Source organism: Exiguobacterium sp. 8H, assembly GCF_902506255.1.
Classification (GTDB): Bacteria; Bacillota; Bacilli; order Exiguobacteriales; family Exiguobacteriaceae; genus Exiguobacterium; species Exiguobacterium profundum.
In genome coordinates this window covers 969,548-991,677 of record NZ_LR733429.1, presented here as the reverse complement: position 1 = coordinate 991,677, position 22,130 = coordinate 969,548, and the positions used below count along the sequence as shown (strand labels likewise).

The window sequence follows — 22,130 nt, the reverse complement described above, 5'->3', positions numbered from 1 at the left end:
CTTATCCCTCTCTATGAATGACCGATTCTCCTAACTCTTTTCGTTCCCATGTTTCAAATGCTTCAATCGCGACTTGAATCTGCTCATCATTTGGTTCTCGTGTCGTCAATAATTGGAGCGACAGGCCCGGTTTGCCAAGGAATGACAGAAAGCGATGGTCGCGGAAACGGTTGGTAAACTGCAGGACTTCAAATGAGATTCCGATGACGACCGGCAATAGCGCGATTCGGCTGACGAGTCGCAACCAGAGCGGGTCAATTGGCACAATCATGTAAACGCCGATCCCGACGAAGACGGTGAATAAAATGAAGCTTGAGCCACAGCGATAATGCAATCGCGAGCTTTGGCGTACTTGTTCAACCGTGACCGGACGCCCGGATTCATAGCAATTGATGACTTTATGCTCAGCGCCGTGATATTGGAAGACACGCTTAATGAGTGGCGTCAATGATATCAAGTAAAGGTAGCTGAGTAACAATACTAATTTTATTCCCCCTTCAAGGAGGTTTTGAATCACATGTCCGGAAAATAAAGGTACGTCTTGAAACATGGCCGCGAGAAGTGCTGGCGTCACATTGAAAATCAATTTACCAAAAACGTACGAGATGACACCGACGATTGCGATGAAGGCAATCATCCATATGCTCTGTTTTTGGTCTTCGTTCGTGTTCGTATCTTCACTTGGATCGACATCATATCGATCGCTCGCAAAGTTCATATGTGCAGAACCGTTCTTTAACGATTCATACAGCGCGACAATCCCTCTCAAGAAAGGTACTTTTTTTAAAGATTGGACCCAAGGGACAAGAATGCGTGCTTGCTCGAATGTTTCAATCGAGCCATCTTTTCGCCGGATGGCAGATGCGCTTTCAGAGCGGCCTTGAAACATGACGCCTTCCACGAGCGCCTGTCCCCCGACTGGGATGGTTGGTTTGGAATTCATTCACTTTCCTCGATTCTTCAAATGTTGTACTTGAATTATACCGTGATTTGTAAAAAAAGCGAAAGGGCAGAAGGCTCGATTCACGTTCTTTCGATAAATTTGTTACAATAGATGAGACTTGACGAACGAGGGGGGAAGAAGGTTGCGGATTTTAGTTTTAAATGGACCGAATTTAAATCTACTGGGTCGTCGTGAACCGGATGTATATGGCGAGGTGTCGTTGAAAGGTTTGGCGGCAGAACTGATGCTGCGCGCTCCAGAAGACGTCGAACTCACCTTTAAACAATCGAATCATGAGGGAGATTTAATTGATGCGCTACATGACGCTTTTGATTATGAGGGTGTCATATTGAATGCAGGTGCCTATACGCATACATCAATCGCGATCCGGGATGCCATATCCGCTATCGCTGCCCCAGTCGTTGAAGTACATATCTCGAACGTGCATGCACGCGAGGCTTTTCGGCATGAGTCGAAACTTGCTGCCGTCTGTATCGGTGTCATTACCGGTTTTGGACTCACGAGCTATACGTTAGCGCTGCATGCACTAATCGAACATTGGAGGAATCGACATGATTGAACGCGTAAACAAACTGCAAGCACAGTTAGGAAAAAACGAGATTGATGCATTACTCGTCACAAAACGTGAGAATATCCGCTACTTATCTGGTTTCACCGGGTCGAGCGGTGTCATAGTCATCACGTCGAATTCGGCAAGTTTCATCACGGACTTCCGTTACACGGAACAAGCGAACGATCAAGTAAAAGGGTACGACATCATTGAGCTTGATACATCACTCATCAAGTCGGTAGCAGATGTCGTGTCCCGTGAATCCATCAAGCGCCTTGGCATCGAGCAGGATGCGATGACAGTGGGGCAATATCGTGCCTATGAAAAAGATGTCGACGCTCAACTTATTGAAACGTCTGGAATCGTAGAAAAACTGCGCTTGATTAAGGATGAATCAGAGATTAAGATTATGAAGGAAGCTGCGGCAATCGCTGATGCGGCGTACGCCCATATCCAGACGTTCATTCGTCCTGGTCGTACCGAGAGAGAAGTCGCGAACGAACTCGAAATGTTCATGCGTTCAAAAGGTGCTGACTCGTCATCGTTCGACATGATTGTCGCCTCGGGTCTCCGTTCGGCGCTACCACACGGTGTGGCAAGTGATAAAGTCATCGAATCTGGAGAATTGGTTACGCTTGATTTCGGTGCTTACTATAAAGGGTACTGCTCAGATATCACGCGTACGCTTGCAATCGGTCCGATTTCGGATGAGTTGCGTCAAATCTACGATACGGTACTTCGTGCCCAACTTGCTGGTGTAGAAGGCACACGTGCCGGAATCACTGGCATTGAAGCGGATGCATTGACACGCGATATTATTAAAGAAGCTGGATATGGCGAGTACTTCGGCCACTCGACAGGACATGGTCTTGGAATGGAAGTGCATGAGGCCCCAGGATTATCGTTCCGTTCGGAAACGGTGCTCGAACCTGGTATGGTCGTAACGATCGAGCCGGGTATTTACATCAACGGTGTCGGTGGTTGCCGGATTGAAGACGATGTCGTCATCACAGAAGACGGATGCTACCGTCTGACACAGTCGCCAAAAGAGTTAATTACGATCGAGGCATAAGCTTCATCTGAATTTAGGAGGAAATCAATATGGTATCAGTTAACGATTTAAAAACAGGATTGACGGTCAAAACGTCTGACGGTTCGATTTGGCAAGTCATCGAGTTCCAACACGTAAAACCGGGTAAAGGAGCGGCATTCGTTCGTACGAAAATGCGTAACTTGCGTAACGGTGCAATCCAAGAAACGACGTTCCGTGGTGGAGAAAAAATCGAACGCGCACACATCGAGCGTAAACGCATGCAATATCTTTATCCAATGGGCGACACGTATGTCTTCATGGACAATGAATCATACGAGCAACTTGAATTGACAAGCGCTCAAGTCAAATCAGCACTTCCATATTTGCTTGAGAACATGGAAGTCAGCATCGCGGACTACGAAGGGGAGATTCTTGGAATCGAGCTTCCAACGAGCGTTGTCTTGACAATCGTCGAAGCAGACCCAGGCGTAAAAGGTGACACGGCATCGAACGTGAAGAAAAACGCGACAGTGGAAACAGGACATGTCATTCAAGTGCCACTTTTCATCGAACCAGGTGAAAAAGTGACAGTCGATACACGTACTGGAGAGTTCATGGGTCGTTATAACGGTTAATCCTTACGAGTGCTCATTCGAATGAATGGGTGCTCTTTTTTTTCTCGTTGCATTCATTGGTCTGACCAGTTATAGTGAAGGAGAGATTAGTACCAGGTATAAACAGGGGGTAAGAAAGATGCAAATCGATCAAATTAAAGAGCTTATTCAATTATTGGACCAATCATCAGTCCATGAAATGGAGCTTGAAACATCTGATTTCAAACTGTCATTAAAGAAAGAAGCGCAACAAACAGTGAGCGCGCCTATCATGCAGACACAAGCATTCGCACCGCCTGCGCCTGCTCCTCAAGTAAATGAACAAACAGAAGAACCGACGCAAGAAAAGGCGTCTTATCGTACTATCACCTCTCCGATGGTTGGAACGTTCTATTCACGTCCGGCCCCGGATAAAGAAGCGTTCGTGAACGTCGGCGATCGTGTCGAGTCAGGACAAATCGTTTGTATTCTAGAGGCGATGAAACTGTTTAACGATGTCGAAGCGGAAATCAGTGGCGAAATCGTAGAGGTGTTAGTCGCCGATGGCGATCTCGTCGAATTCGGTCAACCGCTCTTCAGCGTGAAGTGAGGTCGTTATGAAATTATTAATTGCTAACCGCGGGGAAATCGCGGTTCGAATCATACGTGCAGCAAAAGAATTGAATATTCCGACGGTCGCTGTCTTCTCTGAGGCAGATCGTGAAGCGTTACATGTTCATCTGGCTGACGAGGCTTATTGCATCGGTCCGAATCCATCGAAGGACTCCTATTTGAATATCCCAAATATTTTATCAGTCGCCTGCGCCGTGGATGCGACGATGGTACATCCGGGTTACGGCTTTTTGGCTGAAAATGCCGAGTTCGCTGAGATGTGCGAGGCGTGTGGAATTCAATTTGTCGGCCCAAGCAGCTATGCGATTCGCAAAATGGGAATCAAGGATGAAGCCAAACGAACGATGATCGAGTCAGGGGTTCCTGTCGTTCCAGGTTCAAGTGGTGTCGTCACAGACGAAGAAGCGATGGAACTCGCGCGTGAGATGGGCTATCCGGTCATCATCAAGGCGACAGCCGGCGGTGGAGGACGTGGCATTCGCGTCGCTCGAGACGAGGACGAACTCGTTTCAGGATTGGTCGCGACACGTAAAGAAGCGAAGCAGGCGTTCGGGAATGGTGACGTGTATCTCGAAAAGTTCATCGAGTCGTTCCGTCACGTCGAAGTGCAGGTTCTAGCCGACCAATTCGGTAACGTCATTCACTTAGGTGAACGTGATTGTACAATCCAACGTCGCATGCAAAAACTAGTTGAAGAGGCGCCATCACCTGCGATTGATGAAACGACACGTCAATTGATGGGGGATGCGGCCGTCAAAGCGGCAAAAGCCATTCAGTACTCGGGAGCGGGAACAATCGAGTTCATTTACGTTCCAGAATCAAACGAGTTTTATTTCATGGAGATGAATACCCGGATCCAAGTCGAGCATCCCGTCACCGAGATGATCACAGGATTCGATCTCGTTCAAGCGCAGCTTGAAGTGGCGCTCGGACATCCGCTTGCCATCTCACAAGAGGACATTACGTTCTCAGGACATTCCATCGAATGTCGAATCAACGCGGAGGACCCATTTATGGACTTCCGTCCGATGGCAGGGAAGATTGACCAATATATCGTTCCAGGCGGTATGGGTGTCCGTGTCGATAGTGGACTCTATGCAGGAGCGATGATCCCGCCGTTCTATGACTCGATGGTAGCGAAGTTGATTGTTCATGCACCAACGCGTGATGAGGCCATTCTGAAAATGTTGCGTGCTTTGGATGAGTTTACGGTTTCGGGAATTAAAACGACGATTCCGTTTCATCAACAAGTCATGGCACATGAGCAGTTCCGCATCGGTACGTTCGATACGAAATTCGTTGAAAAAGAAATGTCATTGGCAAAATAACATGAACCAGGAAGCCCGAACATTATTTCGGTTTCCTGGTTTTTTGTACTGAATTTATGAGTGCTTTATGCTAAACTATCACAATGAAAGCATGTAAAAGGAGAGTAACTGAATGAAACGTCATGAAGCACGAGAGAAAGCGATTCAAACGCTTTTTCAAATCGAAGTATCTAAATTAGAGGTGGACGAAGCAATCGAGTTCGCATTGGATGGAGAAGAGTCTGATCCGTTTTACGAACAACTCGTCACAGGGACGCTAGAACATATTGAAGATATCGATGCGTTACTAGTTGAAAACTTGAAAAACTGGCGGTTAGATCGCCTCGGAAACGTCGAGCGTACGATTCTTCGAATGGCAACGTTCGAATTGTTATACGTCGAGACGATTCCAGAAAACGTCACCATCAACGAAGCGGTCGAACTCGCGAAATTGTTCGCGGACGAAGAAGCCGGCAAACTCGTGAATGGCGTACTCGGTAACATCATTAAAGAAGACTAAAAAAATAGAGATAAGACACCAGACCAACTACAGAAAAACCTAAAGACAACGGGGGATGAGAGAGATGGCAGTAGTGATCGACGGGAAACAAGTGGCAGCATCATATCGAGAAACGTTAAAAGAACGTGTGGCAGCACTTCGCGCACGTGGCATCGTACCGAAACTGAAAGTCGTGTTGATTGGGGATGACCCAGCAAGTCATAGCTATGTACGCGGGAAGGAACGGGCGGCAGAAGAAATCGGAATCGATTCACAAGTCCTCCGTTTTGATGAGACGATTAGCGAGAAGGAATTGCTTGACTTGATTGACTTGATGAATGCGGATGAAGAAGTTCACGGGATTCTCGTGCAACTCCCTCTGCCGAAACACATCGACGAAACACGAGTCATCATGCGCATCTCTCCAGAAAAGGACGTCGATGGCTTTCATCCTGAGAATGTTGGGAAGATGATGCTCGGACTTGATACGCTACTCCCGTGCACGCCGCACGGCATCTTGCATCTCGCAAAAACACAGACCGAGATCGCCGGAAAGCACGTTGTCGTCGTCGGTCGTAGTCAGATTGTCGGTAAACCGGTAGGCATGTTGTTCTTGAATGAATCAGCAACGGTCACATATTGTCATTCAAAAACAGCTGACCTCGGTGAGATGACACGACAAGCGGACATTTTGATTGTCGCGGTCGGACGCGCTGGTTTAGTCACAGCAGACATGGTCAAACCAGGCGCGCTTGTCATCGATGTCGGAGTCAATCGGGTCGAAGGTCGTCTAGTCGGTGACGTGGACTATGAAGCTGTTAAGGAGAAGGCGAGTGCCATCACCCCTGTTCCGGGTGGTGTCGGTCCGATGACCATCACGATGCTCATGCATAATACGGTCGAGGTTGCATCACGTGGCTAATCCACTTCCGGTTTCTGAAGTTGTTCGATATGTGAAGCGACAACTTGATGATGATGTATTGCTTCGACAAGTCGCGGTCATCGGTGAAATCTCAAATTTCAAACGTTATTCATCCGGTCATTGTTATTTCACGTTGAAAGATGACGCGTCTCGGATGAAAGCTGTCATGTTTTCTCGCGATGCCAAACAACTTCAATTCGAACCGAAAGATGGAATGAAAGTCATCGCCGTCTCAAAGGTGACGATGTATGAGGCTACGGGAGATGTCCAACTATATGTCGAATTGATGCGACAAGACGGAATCGGTCTATTGTTTGAGCGATATGAGGCGAGAAAGCGTGAATTAGAGGAGATGGGATGGTTCGACGAGGAGCGGAAGCACCCGCTCCCGACGTTTCCAGAGCGCGTTGGAATCGTGACGTCTCCAAAAGGTGCGGCGCTACACGATATCGCAACCACACTTCGACGTCGTGCACCACATGTGGCGATTACGTTGGCCCCTGTTGCTGTACAGGGCGAAATGGCGGCTCCACAAGTTGCTTCTGCCATTCGCTGGATGAACGAACGCACCGATTGTGATGTACTCATTGTCGGTCGCGGTGGTGGTTCTATCGAGGAGCTTTGGGCATTTAATGAAGATGTTGTGGTGGAGGCAATCTATGCGTCCACGATTCCCATCATTTCTGCTGTCGGTCACGAGACAGACTTTACGCTTTCGGATTTCGTTGCCGATGTTCGGGCTGCGACTCCGACAGCGGCGGCTGAACTCGCTACCGCGATGATTGATGCGCAGCGAAAAGATGTAGAACGTTTGGATAACCATCTGCACAAAGCCGTCAGAGACCAATTGGATGATTCGCGAACCCGTGTGGAACGGATGATCAATAGCTATGGATTAAAATCACCGAGGTACACGATATCTCAGAAACGGGAACGATTCGCCCAGTCGGAAATCCGTCTCGAGCAAGGGATGAGGCGACATCTCACCCAAGCCACTCATCAGCTCCGTCAGTTGTCACAGCAGCTAGATGTAAAACGATTTTCAAAAACGTTGTCCAAGCAAGGGGAAGAAGTCAATCATATGGTCGAGCGACTCCGTCGAACGAAGCCATTAGAACAAGCAACGCTTCAATTTGCACAACAGGTTGGACGATTGCATGCAGTCAGTCCACTCGCCGTCTTGTCACGTGGATATACGTTCATCGAACAAGATGGGATCTATGTGCAGAACGTGAAACAATTACGCGATGGTGATGTCTCGATTCGTTTTCGGGATGGTCATGCAATCGCTGAGGTGAAGGAGAGGATTGTCGGTGACGAAGAAAGAACAGACATTTGAGGCGGCGCTCGAGCGCCTCGAACAGATCGTCGCGCAACTCGAGAGCGGTGATGTCCCATTAGAGGAAGCGATGACCCTATATGAGGAAGGTGTCCGCTTGTCTGCATTGTGCCAGACAAAACTCTCTGCCGCCGAGAAAAAAATGGATGAAATTTTAGAACTTGATGGGACGCTTCGTGAAAAAGGAGGATCCGCATGAACCGTACCGATGACTTGAACAAGTGGAAACGGACCGTCGAACTGGCGATGCAGGAACTCATTGAGTCGAGTGAGATGCCGAAACGATTACGAGACGCAATGACGTATTCTTTAGAGGCTGGCGGGAAACGCATTCGTCCTGCTCTCGTCTATGCCGTCCTTGAAACGTATAGCATGTCACTCGAGCGAGGACGAGAGGTGGCGGCGAGTTTAGAGATGGTTCATACATACTCACTCATCCATGATGATTTGCCGGCCATGGATGATGACGATCTTCGTCGTGGACGACCGACCAATCATCGTCAGTTTGATGAAGCGACCGCTATTTTGGCTGGGGACGCCTTATTGACGGACGCATTCCGTATTCTCACACAGATGCCACTCCCTGCGCTAGATGTCGTCGAGATTATTCGTATTTTCGGATTGGCGGCCGGTAGCTCAGGTATGGTCGGTGGGCAGTTGGATGATATGCTGGCTGAAAAGCGGAACGACGTCACACTTGAAGATCTCCAATCCATTCATGAACGGAAGACAGGTGCGCTACTCGTCTATGCACTTGAAGCCGGTGCGATTTTGGCAGGGGCATCGGTGGAAGATCGGATGCACCTCAAACAGTTCGGACGTCATCTTGGCATCGCTTTTCAGATTCAAGACGATATCCTCGATGTCGTCGGAGATGAACAAGCAATCGGAAAACGCGTCGGCTCAGATGAATTGAATGACAAGACGACTTATCCGAAGCTTCTCGGCTTAGAGGGAGCGAAGCAAGCTCTTGAGCAAGAAGTGGGAGCGGCACACGCTGCAATTGAATCACTTTCAGTTCCAGCGCCGTTGCTTCTTGAGATGCTATCATTTGTAGTGAAACGAAATCATTGACCTCGGTGACACGATGAGCACATCGTGTCACCTTTGTTTTGGGGAATGTGTGGCATATGCCGTCACATTCTTGTAAAATGTAAGGTACGAATCAGTAAAATGTGAGGAGAAAGGATGGTCATTATGGACTTGACATCCATTCAAGACCCGTCGTTCCTGAAACGGATGTCTGTATCAGAGCTCGAATCGCTCGGTTCAGACATTAGACGATTCTTGATTGAAAAATTGGCAGTGACGGGAGGGCATTTGGCGCCAAACTTGGGAGTTGTAGAGTTGACGCTTGCCTTGCACCGTGTATTTGACAGTCCGAAAGACCAACTCGTATGGGACGTCGGTCATCAAGCATACGTTCATAAAATTTTGACAGGACGTACGAACCAGTTTGATACTCTCCGACAATACAATGGGTTATGTGGTTTCCCGAAACGTTGTGAGAGCGAGCATGATGTGTGGGAAACAGGGCACAGTTCGACTTCCCTCTCTGCAGCCATGGGGATTGCGATTGCGAATGAATTGAAAGGGCGCGCCAACGATCGTGCCATCGCCATCATCGGGGACGGTGCTTTGACTGGGGGGATGGCACTTGAAGCCCTCAATCACATCGGTGCCGAGAAACAGAACGTGATTGTCATTCTAAATGATAACGAGATGTCGATTGCGCCGAACGTAGGAGCGATGCATAATATGCTTGGTCGTATCCGGGCATCGCGCAAGTTGAAGCATGCTCGAGAAGAAATGGAGTCACTCATCAAACACATCCCGCTCGTCGGGAGTTCACTTGAACGGAGCGGGGAACGGGTGAAGGACCTCTTAAAATCTGCTCTCATTCCGGGAACGTTCTTTGAAGAACTTGGCTTCACTTACTTTGGACCGACAGATGGGCATGATTTGAAAGACTTGCTCGAAACGCTTGAGTACGCGAAGAAAATCGACGGTCCGGTTCTCGTCCACGTCATTACGAAAAAAGGGAAGGGATATCGTCCGGCTGAATTGGACGGTGTCGGAACATGGCACGGTCTTGGACCTTATAAAATTGAATCCGGTGAAGTCATCAAAGGCAAACCGAAAGGACCAAGCTATTCGAAAGTCGTCGCGGAGACGATCACGAAAGTGGCTGAGTCAGACGAACGGGTGACGTTGATCACACCAGCGATGAGTGTCGGTTCGAAACTCGATTGCTTTACGAAGAAATTCCCGGAGCGTATGTTTGATGTCGGAATTGCCGAGCAACATGCGGTCACCCTCGCTGGGGGACAGGCGACGCAAGGGTTGAAACCGGTCGTCTCGATTTATTCGACCTTCTTCCAACGCGCGTATGATCAACTAGTCCATGACATTTGTCGTCAAAACTTGAACGTCGTGTTCACGATTGACCGATCTGGACTTGTCGGAGCGGATGGAGAGACGCACCAAGGTGTGTTCGATATCGCCTTCATGCGTCACGTGCCAAACATTCGAATTTTGATGGCGAAAGATGAAGAAGAATTACAACAACTCGTCTATTCTGCACTCCGTTACGATGGTGGACCGATTGCGATTCGTTTCCCGCGTGGTGAAGGGATCGGTGTTCCGATGAGTGAGACGCTTCAAGAAATTTCACTCGATGATTGGGAAGTCGAGGCAGAAGGGACAGATGTCGCTATCTTGACGTTCGGTCCCCAAGTGCAAGACGCCCTCGAAGTCCGAGCACTATTAGAAGGTAAGCTCAGTGTGCGCGTCATTAACTGTCGTAGCATCAAGCCGCTCGATGATGCGATGCTGACTTCACTTTATGCAGAGGGGATTCCGCTCGTGACATTAGAAGAGGCTGCTCTCGCCGGTGGCTTTGGAAGTAGCGTGCTTGAACACGCGAATGAAGCCGGAGCGTTTCCACGGATTCAACGTCTCGGTATTCCGGATCGATATATCGAGCATGGCGGTGTCAACCAGCTCCTAGAAGAGATTGGACTGCGACCTGCCCAAATGGCGGAATCGATTGAACGGTTCGTCATGGAGACAAATCGACAGAATGTGTGAGGGATTATGGAAAAAAGAAAGAAAACTAGATTAGATGTATTGCTCGTCGAACGTGGACTTGCTGAAACACGGGAAAAGGCAAAACGGTCGGTCATGGCCGGTCTCGTCTATAGTGGGACAGAACGTCTAGACAAGGCGGGCGATAAAGTGTTTGATGATATCCCTCTCGAAGTGAAGGGTCAAGTTCTTCCTTATGTTGGACGTGGCGGCTTGAAACTCGAGAAAGCGCTCGACGTCTTCCCGCTTGATGTCTTTGGACGAGTCGGAATCGACATCGGCTCATCGACGGGTGGGTTCACGGACTGTGCGCTTCAAAACGGCGCGACTCAAATGTACGCGGTCGATGTCGGCTATAATCAGCTTGCCTGGAAACTACGGAGCGATGACCGCGTCGTCGTCATGGAGCGGATGAACTTCCGCCACGCGACGGCCGATCAGTTCCCGATTAAACCAGATTTCGCAACGATTGACGTCTCTTTTATCTCGCTTCGTCTGATGGTGCCACCGTTGAAACAAATTTTGAAGCAAGACGGTGTCGTCATGGCGCTCGTCAAACCTCAATTTGAAGCAGGGAAGGCCGATGTCGGGAAAAAAGGAATTGTTCGGGACCGTAACGTCCATGAACGAGTCGCAAGCGATATGGTCCGATACTTCGCATCGGAAGGCTTCTTTGTCGAAGCTTTGGATTACTCTCCGATCACTGGAGGGGATGGGAACATCGAGTTTCTTCTCTTCGCTCGGTACACAGGAGTAGGTGGCGTCTCGCCATCGCTACAAGTCGAAGAGGTCGTAAACGCGGCCCATGCCAAACTTAAGGGATAAAATGATGCTACAGACCTCGTCGTCTGTAGCTTTTTCCTTTACTCGTCTACTAGATGGGGAATGGTGGAAATCCCACCTGGAATGCTAGACCTTTTTTCGACAATACTTTAGAATGATAATGTGTATGTGAAACGAAAAATGAGGTGTCAGCGCTTATGAACAAAGGACAGCGATTGATTAAAATTCGAGACATCGTGACGAATCGAGAAATCGAGACGCAAGATGAGTTAGTGGATGAGCTACGTCGCTCGGGGTATCCGGTCACACAGGCAACCGTGTCTCGGGATATTAAAGAGTTACATCTGGTCAAAGTCCCATTGAACGATGGACGGTATAAATATAGCTTGCCTGCGGATCAACGTTTTAATCCATACGGTAAAATGAAGCGAATCCTTAGTGACAGTTTCGTCTCGGTCGATTCTGCTCAAAATTTGGTCGTCATGAAAGTGCTTCCGGGGAATGCTGATGCAATCGGTGTCTTGATCGATCATTTATCTTGGGATGAATTGATTGGAACGGTGTGTGGAGATGATACGATTTTAATGATTGCACGTGATGAAGAGAAAGCGAAGCAAATCATCGATCGACTACTCGGAATGTTATGAGGTGAACGTACGTATGTTAGCAGAACTATCAATCAAACAGTTTGCGATTATTGACGAATTAAACATTCCGTTTAATCGAGGTATGACTGTGCTCACGGGTGAGACAGGTGCCGGTAAATCGATCTTGTTGGATGCGATTGGATTGCTTGTTGGAGGACGTGGCTCAAGTGAGTTCGTGCGATATGGTCAAGATAAAGCTGAAATCGAAGGTCTGTTCATGATTGAACCGGATCACCCGGTCATCGAAGCGGCCGAACAATATGGCATCGATGTTGAAGATGGGACAGTCATCTTACGTCGAGACCTACATAGTAGCGGGAAGAGCGTCTGCCGTGTGAACGGGAAAATGATGCCGCTCTCGACGTTACGGGAGTTCGGACGGCTCCTGGTCGATATTCACGGTCAACATGAACATCAACATTTAATGGATGCGGAATTTCACCTTGGCATATTAGACCATTTCGCCGAAAAAGAAATCAGTCCGTTAGTCGAGGAATATCAAACGGCATTTGCGGCTTGGAAACAAGTCGCCGATGAATTGAAGCGTCTTAGTCAAAGTGAGCAGGAGCTTGCTCAACGAATGGATCTTTTGTCGTTTCAAACGAAAGAAATCGAAGCGGCTGAATTAAAAGTTGGGGAAGAACAGGCGTTGACAGAAGAACGGGATGAATTGGCCAACTTTGAACGCATTCATCAACACATTCGTCTCTCGTATGAGGCGGTTGCCGAGGAGTCAAATGGACTCGATCAAATCGGAGTGGCGATGCGCGAGATGGAAGAGGCGTCACAGCTCTCTTCGTCTTTGACATCTGTATCGGAAACTATCTCTAACGCTTATTATTTGTTGGAGGATGCAAAGTTTCAACTCCGGGACCAGTTAGATTCGCTCGAATTTGACCCGATTCGATTGGATGAGATTGAGTCACGATTGGCTCTTTTCCAGCAATTGAAACGAAAGTATGGGACGACCATCGAAGAAGTCATCACCTATGGCGAACAAGTGTCGGATGAATTGAAGTCGATGACGAACCGGGAAGAGCATTTACAGACGCTCTCAGATGAACTCATTCGATTAGAGCAGATTGCAAGAGATGCTGGTATGAGACTCTCTTCAGCGCGTAAGGTGGCTGCGGAGTCGCTTCAGCATGCGATTCATCGAGAACTGAAAGAACTATATATGGAAAAAACAGCGTTCGAGGTCCGTTTCAAAACCACATCGCTTAAACAAGATGGTTTAGATGACGTGGAGTTTTACATGATGACGAACGTTGGAGAACCGTTCAAACCGCTCGCAAAAGTCGCTTCAGGAGGTGAGCTTTCCCGTGTCATGCTCGCACTCAAATCCATCTTTTCAAGAACGGTCGGCGTGGCCTCCATTATTTTTGACGAGGTCGACACAGGAGTCTCTGGACGTGTCGCGCAGGCGATGGGTGAAAAGATCTTCCGACTTTCTGTCGGCTCTCAAGTCCTCTGTATCACGCACTTGGCACAAGTTGCTGCGATGGCAGACCAACATCTTTACATTACTAAAACCGAAACGAATGAACGGACGAAAACAAATGTGACGTCCCTCGACCGTGAAAGTCGAATCGACGAATTGGGTCGCATGATTGCTGGCGCTCAAATGACAGACTTGACGAAGCAACACGTCGAAGAATTACTTGAGATGTCACAACAAGTAAAACAGAAGTTCATCAAAGGAGTGTCATAAGTGATTACATTATGTATTGCGGACGACAATCGAGAAATCGTCGATTTGTTGAGCCGACAACTAGAATCTGAGCCTGATCTTCGTGTCGTAGGTACGGCACACGATGGAGAAACATGCTTGGATGTCGTCAAGACACACCAACCGGATGTACTCTTACTCGATATTATCATGCCGCATTTGGATGGAATCGGAGTATTGCAACGCCTAAATGAAGAATTAGGTGATGACAAACCGGAAGTGATCATGTTGAGCGCGTTTGGAAAAGATGAAGTGACGAAACAGGCCGTGCAACTCGGGGCCTCTTATTTTCTCGTCAAACCGTTCAATATTCAACAGTTATTAACGAAAATTCGTGAATTGTCAGAAGGAACAAATCGAGAATTCGACGGAATGACGCCAGAAGAAATTGAAATCTCACTCCTGCTTCAGCAACTCGGAATCTCTCCGCGAATCAAAGGGTTCAAGTATATCCGTCAAGCTGTCATTTACGTGCGAGAACGGCAAGATTTGCTCGGTCTCATCACGAAAGAATTATATCCGATGGTCGCAAAAGAGCATGAGACGACATCTTCTCGTGTAGAACGAGCAATGCGTCATGCAATCAAGACGGCATGGGAGAACGGCATGCGCGATCATGAGATGTTCGAAGGGCGACCGGAGCGTGAGCGAAGCCCGAAAAACTCGGAGTTTATCTCGTACTTCGTCACGTATGTATCGTTTAAGAATAATTGAATCATTTCATGAGGACTAAGTCGTGATGGGACTTAGTCTTTTTTGATGAAACAATTACTTTCAGATTTATTTACTTTATGAAAGAAAGCGCTTGCAAAATGGTGGGCCTTTGTTATAATAAAGATGTACCAAGTTACTTGGACAAGCGTCAGATGAACGCTTTTCAAACTTGTTCCGGAGCAACGTTTGAAGAAACCAAATCATCTCGGTTCGCTATCCGATTATAGCTCAGAGGTGGGAACGACACCTCAAGTCGTTAATGTCCCGACGTGAGGTCGCGACAGTCGCTCATTCGCGAGGCGATTCTATCATCAACTCGAAGCTAGGGGTTGATATAGGAAAAAACAATCGTTCAGTTAACCAAAAGGAGTGTTGTCAACCGTTGAACAGTTTATGGCAAGCGTTCGACTTCACGATGGATGGTTCGACATGACCCGATAAGTAAATCAGTTAGTAACTCGAATGGTAAGATTCCGTTCACGCAAGACGGCAGTTACTAAAGTTCTTTCATACTTCTTCATTAAGAAGACGTTGGATTTCATGTCAAAGTAAGTAACGTAGTTTGAAAGGAGATCATCCGTAGTGATCACAATTCAATATGAATAAAAGGTTCCGCACTTGAAATGAAGTCAAGTTAGGGAACCTTTTTTTTGTGTGCTTATGAGTCGAGGCGTTGTACTTTTCCTGTTTTTTTGTCGCGGTTAAAAATATAGCCGGCTACAAATCCGATCCCGCCCATGGCGAGCAGAAGCCCAAAGGTCCCCTGCAACATGGAGGCGGCAGCGAGTGAATCGAACCATGAAAACGGTGCGCTCGTCTTCAAAAAGAAGCTATCACGTAGCAATTTGATTCCGTAAACACCTAATAACCCAGGGACGATTAAGATTAGAAGCGCGATAAAACGCATGCAATCTCCTCCTTTACCATACATTATTTTAACAGAAATCGATCTGTTCGACACGGTCTATTTTTGGGCAGCTTGCGAATCAGGTGCGGATTCAGTAGCATGAAATAGAGAAGAATGATGATGGGGGAATATGTATGAATAAACGATTGATGATTGTGGGGGCAGGAAAAGGGGGGACCGAAGTCCTTCATATGCTGATGGATTCGCCGCTTGCGACGATTGTAGCGGTCGTAGATTCTGATGCATCTGCTGAAGGAATAGCCCTTGCTAAAAGTTATGGCATATCTGTGGCGGACGATTGGAAACAGTATGCGGATGCGACACTAGATTTTGTCATCGAAACGACGGGGAAACATCAAACGTTTGAACAATTAAAGGATCATTTCAAAGATGCGGTCGTCTTACCAGGGGAATTTATTCGGATTGTGGTTGAAAGATTGAAACAGAATCAACAAATGCTCGAGGCCATCATTGAATGTACGAGTGAGGCCATATCGGTCGCAGATCATCACGGTAACACGATTTTGATCAATCCGTCTTATACACGGTTGACCGGATTCAAAAAAGAAGATGTGGTCGACAAACCAGCGACGGCAGATATCGGAATGCAGGAAAGCGTCCATTTGAAAGTACTATCGACCGGGCAAGGCGTTCGAGACATTCGGATGCAAATTGGGGCGACGAGACGAGATATTCTTGTGAATGCAGAACCGATCATCGTCGAAGGTAAGTTGCGAGGCTCGGTTGGGGTCATCCGTGACGTATCTCAGATTCGTGCCCTACGTGATGAATTGCAGGAGGCAAAAACACGCATCCGGAATCTAGAAGCCAAATATCAGTTTGCCGATATCATTGCTACGAGTGACGCCATGCGATTTGTCATCGAGCAGGCGAAACTTGCCGCTGTGACCCCAGTGACGGTATTGATTCGTGGAGAATCGGGAACAGGAAAAGAACTGTTCGCCCATGCCATTCACGGGGAATCTCCTCGAAAGTATAAAAAGTTCATTCGCGTGAACTGTGCGGCGATTTCACCTACCCTTCTTGAAAGTGAGCTATTCGGTTATGAAGATGGAGCCTTCAGTGGAGCTAAACGAGGCGGGAAAACCGGATATTTCGAAGAAGCGGATGGCGGATCACTCTTTCTAGACGAAATCGGAGAGCTCCCTCTTGATGTCCAAGTGAAGCTTTTACGTGTCCTCCAGGAAAATGAAATTGTCCGTGTCGGAGGGACGACGGCAATCCCAATCGATGTCCGAATCATTGCCGCAACGAATGCCGATCTCGAACAAAAAGTAGCAGACGGAACATTCCGGGAAGATTTGTATTACCGAATCAATCGGATGCCGATCCATATCCCACCATTACGTGAGCGACTGAATGAACTCGAGGCACTATGTGAACGGATGATCCGGAAACTGAATCAAGAATACGGTCGGAGTGTACGCGGCGTTGACGAAGATGCTTTAACATTACTGAAGAGCCAGCATTGGAAAGGGAATGTGCGAGAACTGGAGAATGTGATCGGTCGTGCGATGATTTATATGGCAAGCTCCGAACAGTGGATTGCCCCACATCATTTGCAGTTATCCAATCGTTCCACGAGTCAAAAAGTGGTCGAATCTGGAACGTTTCACGAGGCCGTTGCAAAATATGAACGCGATTTGATTGAACGAGCAATTGAAGAGGCAAGTGGCAACAAATCAGAAGCAGCCCGCCGATTGAAGATTTCGATTCGAACATTATACAACAAGCTTGACACCATGCAATAATTTGCAGGAAAATTTATGCACGGTAAGCATTAATTTGCATGGTTATCCGCATTATAAAGCGCTTACAATTTAGGAAACAAACTTGCTTATGATATAGTGTAGAGAGCAAGGGGGGACAATGATGAATTTTGAACGGATGCTGGCGAACGCAAAAGAGTTAGAAGGCTGTACCGTGTCCATTGCGGGGGCAGCGGACGAAGAAGTCATCCGGGCCGTAAAACTCGCTACGGATCATGGGTTGTCACGCTTCATTTTGTTCGGTGAAGCTCGAGAGATCCGAAAGTTATGTGAACAGCATGGAATCGATGAGTCAGCCGTCGATATTTTACATGCGAAAGGTGACGTTGAGATTGCGCGACGTGCCACATTAGCTGTGAAAAATAAAGAGGCGGACGTCCTCATGAAGGGGATGGTGTCGACATCGACATTTATGAAAGCCGTCCTTAATCGTGAAGCTGGACTCCGTACGAAGCGGACGCTCAGCCACATCGCACTATTCCAAATTCCGAATCGTGAAAAGTTGATTGGAGTGACGGATGCGGCGATTCATATCGCACCAACACTCGAAGAGAAGGTCGAAATTATTCACAATGCGGTAGAAGCGATGCATGACATCGGTTACGAATCGCCGAAAGTCGCAGCCATTGGAGCAGTCGAGGTAGTCAATCCACAAATGAATGCGACTCTCGATGCGGCACTACTTAGCCAAATGAATCGACGTGGACAAATCAAGGGCTGTGTCGTAGATGGACCGCTCGCGCTCGACAACGCTGTCGACATGGTTGCAGCAAAGCAAAAAGGAATCAACAGTGAAGTTGCCGGTCAAGCCGATTTATTAGTCGTACCTTACATAGAGGTCGGCAACGTCCTTTATAAATCAATCATGTATTTCGCAGAGGCGAGCGTAGCGGCGATTGTCGTCGGCGCATCTGCCCCTGTTGTATTGACAAGTCGTGCCGATACTGCCGAAGCGAAGCTATATTCCCTCGCATTCGCTTTGTTACATGCTAAACATTAATCGTACTTAACAGGAGGAATTAATCATGATGGAAACAAACACAGAGCCACGCTTCCGTATTTTTGATGTCTTACAATCTGAGGACTATGAGCAAATCGTATTTTGCCAAGACCAAGCGTCTGGACTAAAGGCGATCATCGCCATCCATGACACGACGCTCGGGCCAGCTCTCGGTGGACTCCGTATGTGGAACTATGAATCAGAACAAGAGGCACTCACGGATGTGTTGCGTCTCGCAAAAGGAATGACATATAAAAATGCTGCAGCGGGTCTCAACCTTGGGGGCGGGAAGGCCGTCATCATCGGAAATGCGAAGACAGATAAATCAGAGGCGCTCTTCCGTGCATTCGGACGATATGTTCAATCTCTTAGTGGTCGTTACATCACGGCTGAAGATGTAAATACAACAGTTGCCGACATGGACTTCATTCACATGGAAACGGATTACGTCACAGGCGTCAGTCCTGCATTCGGTTCAAGTGGTAACCCTTCACCGGTCACGGCATATGGTGTGTATCGTGGAATGAAAGCTGCTGCGAAATGGAAATTCGGGACTGAGTCGCTCGCAGGGAAAACCGTCGCTGTTCAAGGTGTTGGAAACGTTGCCTACAACTTGTGCCGTCACCTCCATGAAGAGGGTGCTCATTTGATTGTGACCGACATTAATGAGGAAGCACTCAAACGTGCAGAAGCAGACTTTGGTGCGACGGTCGTCAAACCAGATGAGATTTATGCGGTCGAATGTGATATTTTTGCACCATGTGCTCTCGGTGCCGTCATCAACGACAAAACGATTCCACAATTGAAAGCACAAATCGTCGCAGGCGCTGCCAATAACCAATTAGCAGAAGATCGTCACGGAGACGTGCTCGACGAGAACGGAATCCTTTATGCACCAGACTTCGTCATCAATGCAGGTGGTGTCATCAACGTCGCGGACGAACTTGAAGGCTACAACCGTGAACGGGCAATGAAGAAAGTCGAACTCATTTATGACAACATGATGCGCGTCTTTGAAATCGCAGAACGTGATGGTGTACCAACGCATGTAGCGGCCGATAAGATGGCGGAAGAGCGGATTCACATGATGTCGCGTTCACGCAGCCAGTTCCTTAAAGTTGAAAAAAGCATTCTAGGGAGACGCTAAGATGACAAAACGGCTAATTCTTGCAATCAACCCAGGGTCGACCTCGACGAAAGTTGGATTGTTTGATGGGAAGGAAGAAGTGATGACACGTACGGTCCGACATTCAATCGATGTGACGGGTCTCACACTTCCAGAGCAGTTGCCTCATCGTGAGCAAGAAGTACGCGCCTTGTTAGAAGAGACGGGCATCGCGGTCAATGATTTGACCGCGATCGTCGGTCGTGGTGGCTTGCTTGCACCGATGACGTCTGGAACGTATACGGTCAATGAACTCATGCGTGAAGATTTGACGAGCGGACGTTTTGGGATGCATGCATCGAATCTCGGTGGTCTGATCGCTTCGAAAATCGGGGGAGCTGAAGGGATTCCTAGTTTCATTGTGGATCCGGTCGTCGTCGATGAGATGGGCGAATTGGCCCGAAAGACAGGCATGCCGGAAATCAATCGTCGTAGCATTTTCCATGCCCTCAATCAAAAGGCTGTCGCGAAACGATTCGCGGCCGAAAATGGAAGCGATTACAATGAGTTGAATCTTATCGTTGCGCATCTTGGTGGAGGAATCACGGTCGGTGCCCATACGGCAGGTCGAGTCATCGACGTGAATAATGGTCTCGACGGAGATGGACCGCTCGCGCCGGAGCGTGCTGGCTCGATTCCTGTTGGACAGGTAGTAGAACTATGTTATAGTACCAGGTATAAAGAATCGGAAATGAAAAAGAAAATTGTCGGTCAAGGTGGTCTGTTTGCTCATCTCGGTACATTCGATGCCATTGAAATCGAGCAACGGGTTGAATCAGGTGATGACGAGGCGAGACTGTTGTATGAGACGATGGCTTATCGTGTCGCTCAAGAGATTTCAAAACACGGCGCGACATTATGTGGTCGTGTGGATGCCATCTTACTGACGGGCGGAATCGCATATTCCGAGTGGCTGACTGAAAAAATCAAGGAGCGTGTCACTTATCTCGCGCCGGTACACGTGTATCCGGGTGAAGATGAGCTTAAAGCGTTGGCTGAAGGTGCACTTCGCGTCATCGAGAACGAAGAGACCGCACGAGTTTATGAGGGGGATACACATGGCACGAGAATTTGATGTTGTCGTCATCGGTGGAGGACCAGGAGGATATGTGGCTGCAATCAAGGCGGCCCAGGCAGGAAAATCTGTCGCAATCGTCGAGGCGAGAAAGTTAGGTGGCACCTGCTTACATAGAGGATGCATCCCGACGAAGGCGCTTTTAAAAGCTGCACATGTTTATCAAACAGCGAAGCAAAGTGCGACATATGGCGTTGAGACGGGAGATGTGACGTTCAATATGGAACGCGCTCAAACGTATAAGCGTGATCTTGTGGCTGGACTAGAAAAGGGAATCGAACATTTGATGAAACAAGGGAAAATCGAAGTGTTCCGCGGAAAGGCCTCTATTCTTGGACCAAGTATCTTCTCACCACAACCAGGGACTGTATCCGTTGAGGATGAAAGCGGTGAATCAGAACTGATTTTGCCGAATCAACTGATTATCGCAACAGGGTCGATTCCTCGTGAACTTCCTGGATTGCCGTTCGATCACAAACGGATTTTGAATTCGGACGACCTCCTCATTTTTGAAACGCTACCTGAATCGATTGCGATTGTCGGTGGAGGGGTCATTGGAGTCGAATGGGCGTCCATGCTCGTCGACCTTGATGTGAACGTGACATTGATCGAAGTAGGCGATCGATTACTCCCACTCGAGGACAAAGCAGTCTCGCGTGAAGTGGAGCGTCTTTTGAAAAAGCGCGGAGTCCGCGTGAAGAAGAGCGTGACGGTCGACGCTGAACGTACATCGATTCACGACGATGCGGTGGAGCTCGCTGTAGGTGAGGAGATGTTGAGCGTGGACTGTGTCCTCGTCTCAGTGGGGCGTGTCGCCAATACGGAAGACTTAGGTCTTCAAAACACGTCAATCGTCGTAGAGAACGGTATCATTCAAGTCGATAGCCAGTATCGGACGAAGGAACGTCATATCTTCGCAATTGGAGACTGTATCGGGAAGTTGCAACTCGCCCACGTCGCTTCTGAAGAAGGTGTGAAGGCAGTCGAGACGATTCTCGGTCTTGAGCCGACACCGCTCGATTACGCGCTCATTCCACGCTGTGTATACAGTGTCCCTGAAGTCGCTTCGGTCGGTTTGACAGAAGAAGCGGCAAAAGAGGCTGGACATGACGTCAAGACAGGAACGTACCGTTTCAATGGGCTCGGGAAAGCAAGAATTGAAGGGCAAGCCGACGGATTCGTCAAACTCGTCTCAGATCAAGAGACAGATGACCTTCTCGGTGTTCATATCGTCGGACCGAAAGCGACCGAACTCATCACAGAAGGTGGCCTCGCGCTCGTCTTAAATGCGACGGCTTGGGAGATGGGACAACTTGTACACCCGCATCCTGCACTGAGCGAAGCCTTCCAAGAAGCGGCTCTCGCCGTCGATGGATTACCGATTCACGCCTAA

22 protein-coding genes are annotated in these 22,130 nt (G+C 48.2%); 20 read left to right on the top strand and 2 right to left on the bottom strand.

Annotation, left to right across the window (positions count from 1 at the left end):
* Nucleotide 1 precedes the first annotated feature (1 nt).
* Nucleotides 2-943: a DUF1385 domain-containing protein gene (locus tag GVY43_RS05075; protein WP_159562464.1), complete on the bottom strand. Its 942-nt coding sequence runs from the start codon at nt 941-943 to the stop codon at nt 2-4.
* Between the two features lie 142 nt (nt 944-1,085).
* On the opposite strand from GVY43_RS05075, the gene aroQ reads away from it, so the two are divergent.
* The 15 genes from aroQ to spo0A all read left to right on the top strand — a co-directional run bounded on the left by aroQ (nt 1,086) and on the right by spo0A (nt 14,800).
* The gene (gene aroQ / locus GVY43_RS05070) at nt 1,086-1,523 is read left to right on the top strand and encodes a type II 3-dehydroquinate dehydratase (protein WP_159562463.1); all 438 of its coding nucleotides are present in this window, start codon (nt 1,086-1,088) and stop codon (nt 1,521-1,523) included.
* The gene (locus GVY43_RS05065) at nt 1,519-2,586 is read left to right on the top strand and encodes a Xaa-Pro peptidase family protein (RefSeq protein WP_159563645.1); all 1,068 of its coding nucleotides are present in this window, start codon (nt 1,519-1,521) and stop codon (nt 2,584-2,586) included. Before aroQ ends, GVY43_RS05065 begins: the two co-directional genes overlap by 5 nt.
* 29 nt (nt 2,587-2,615) lie before the next feature.
* Nucleotides 2,616-3,182, top strand: a complete 567-nt coding sequence (gene efp / locus GVY43_RS05060) for an elongation factor P (RefSeq protein WP_012726577.1) — start codon at nt 2,616-2,618, stop codon at nt 3,180-3,182.
* A gap of 118 nt (nt 3,183-3,300) precedes the next feature.
* The gene (accB, locus tag GVY43_RS05055) at nt 3,301-3,750 is read left to right on the top strand and encodes an acetyl-CoA carboxylase biotin carboxyl carrier protein (RefSeq protein WP_012726576.1); all 450 of its coding nucleotides are present in this window, start codon (nt 3,301-3,303) and stop codon (nt 3,748-3,750) included.
* Between the two features lie 7 nt (nt 3,751-3,757).
* Nucleotides 3,758-5,101 carry an acetyl-CoA carboxylase biotin carboxylase subunit gene (gene accC, locus GVY43_RS05050; protein WP_012726575.1) on the top strand — a complete coding sequence of 448 codons (1,344 nt, stop codon included), beginning with the start codon at nt 3,758-3,760 and terminating at the stop codon, nt 5,099-5,101.
* 112 nt (nt 5,102-5,213) lie between these two features.
* The gene (nusB, locus tag GVY43_RS05045; RefSeq protein ID WP_159562462.1) at nt 5,214-5,600 is read left to right on the top strand and encodes a transcription antitermination factor NusB; all 387 of its coding nucleotides are present in this window, start codon (nt 5,214-5,216) and stop codon (nt 5,598-5,600) included.
* 64 nt (nt 5,601-5,664) lie between these two features.
* On the top strand, nt 5,665-6,501 hold the full coding sequence (folD, locus tag GVY43_RS05040) for a bifunctional methylenetetrahydrofolate dehydrogenase/methenyltetrahydrofolate cyclohydrolase FolD (RefSeq protein ID WP_159562461.1): 837 nt from the start codon (nt 5,665-5,667) through the stop codon (nt 6,499-6,501).
* Nucleotides 6,494-7,840 (top strand): exodeoxyribonuclease VII large subunit, encoded by a 1,347-nt coding sequence (xseA, locus tag GVY43_RS05035; RefSeq protein WP_159562460.1) that lies wholly within the window; start codon nt 6,494-6,496, stop codon nt 7,838-7,840. The genes folD and xseA overlap by 8 nt, the downstream gene beginning before the upstream one ends.
* Nucleotides 7,815-8,039 carry an exodeoxyribonuclease VII small subunit gene (gene xseB / locus GVY43_RS05030; protein WP_012726571.1) on the top strand — a complete coding sequence of 75 codons (225 nt, stop codon included), beginning with the start codon at nt 7,815-7,817 and terminating at the stop codon, nt 8,037-8,039. Before xseA ends, xseB begins: the two co-directional genes overlap by 26 nt.
* A complete protein-coding gene (locus GVY43_RS05025) occupies nt 8,036-8,914 on the top strand; it encodes a polyprenyl synthetase family protein (RefSeq protein ID WP_159562459.1) in 879 nt (292 codons plus the stop codon). The genes xseB and GVY43_RS05025 overlap by 4 nt, the downstream gene beginning before the upstream one ends.
* A gap of 123 nt (nt 8,915-9,037) precedes the next feature.
* Nucleotides 9,038-10,930: a 1-deoxy-D-xylulose-5-phosphate synthase gene (dxs, locus tag GVY43_RS05020; RefSeq protein WP_196431845.1), complete on the top strand. Its 1,893-nt coding sequence runs from the start codon at nt 9,038-9,040 to the stop codon at nt 10,928-10,930.
* 6 nt (nt 10,931-10,936) lie between these two features.
* On the top strand, nt 10,937-11,752 hold the full coding sequence (locus tag GVY43_RS05015; protein ID WP_159562457.1) for a TlyA family RNA methyltransferase: 816 nt from the start codon (nt 10,937-10,939) through the stop codon (nt 11,750-11,752).
* A gap of 155 nt (nt 11,753-11,907) precedes the next feature.
* Nucleotides 11,908-12,357, top strand: coding sequence for a transcriptional regulator AhrC/ArgR (gene ahrC / locus GVY43_RS05010; RefSeq protein WP_012726567.1), 450 nt, complete (start codon nt 11,908-11,910; stop codon nt 12,355-12,357).
* Nucleotides 12,358-12,370: 13 nt separating this feature from the next.
* The gene (gene recN, locus GVY43_RS05005) at nt 12,371-14,068 is read left to right on the top strand and encodes a DNA repair protein RecN (RefSeq protein WP_074036709.1); all 1,698 of its coding nucleotides are present in this window, start codon (nt 12,371-12,373) and stop codon (nt 14,066-14,068) included.
* Nucleotides 14,069-14,800: a sporulation transcription factor Spo0A gene (spo0A, locus tag GVY43_RS05000; protein ID WP_074036711.1), complete on the top strand. Its 732-nt coding sequence runs from the start codon at nt 14,069-14,071 to the stop codon at nt 14,798-14,800.
* Nucleotides 14,801-15,458: 658 nt separating this feature from the next.
* Here spo0A and GVY43_RS04995 read toward each other — a convergent pair.
* The gene (locus tag GVY43_RS04995) at nt 15,459-15,707 is read right to left on the bottom strand and encodes a DUF2627 domain-containing protein (protein ID WP_031423346.1); all 249 of its coding nucleotides are present in this window, start codon (nt 15,705-15,707) and stop codon (nt 15,459-15,461) included.
* 134 nt (nt 15,708-15,841) lie between these two features.
* On the opposite strand from GVY43_RS04995, the gene GVY43_RS04990 reads away from it, so the two are divergent.
* The 5 genes from GVY43_RS04990 to lpdA all read left to right on the top strand — a co-directional run bounded on the left by GVY43_RS04990 (nt 15,842) and on the right by lpdA (nt 22,130).
* Nucleotides 15,842-17,479: a sigma 54-interacting transcriptional regulator gene (locus tag GVY43_RS04990; RefSeq protein WP_159562456.1), complete on the top strand. Its 1,638-nt coding sequence runs from the start codon at nt 15,842-15,844 to the stop codon at nt 17,477-17,479.
* Between the two features lie 121 nt (nt 17,480-17,600).
* Complete coding sequence (gene yqiS / locus GVY43_RS04985) at nt 17,601-18,497, top strand: phosphate butyryltransferase (protein ID WP_196430847.1); 897 nt, start codon at nt 17,601-17,603, stop codon at nt 18,495-18,497.
* A 25-nt stretch (nt 18,498-18,522) separates the two neighbouring features.
* Complete coding sequence (locus GVY43_RS04980) at nt 18,523-19,644, top strand: Glu/Leu/Phe/Val dehydrogenase (protein WP_159562454.1); 1,122 nt, start codon at nt 18,523-18,525, stop codon at nt 19,642-19,644.
* 1 nt (nt 19,645) lies between these two features.
* A complete protein-coding gene (gene buk, locus GVY43_RS04975; RefSeq protein WP_074036719.1) occupies nt 19,646-20,737 on the top strand; it encodes a butyrate kinase in 1,092 nt (363 codons plus the stop codon).
* On the top strand, nt 20,721-22,130 hold the full coding sequence (gene lpdA, locus GVY43_RS04970; RefSeq protein ID WP_159562453.1) for a dihydrolipoyl dehydrogenase: 1,410 nt from the start codon (nt 20,721-20,723) through the stop codon (nt 22,128-22,130). Before buk ends, lpdA begins: the two co-directional genes overlap by 17 nt.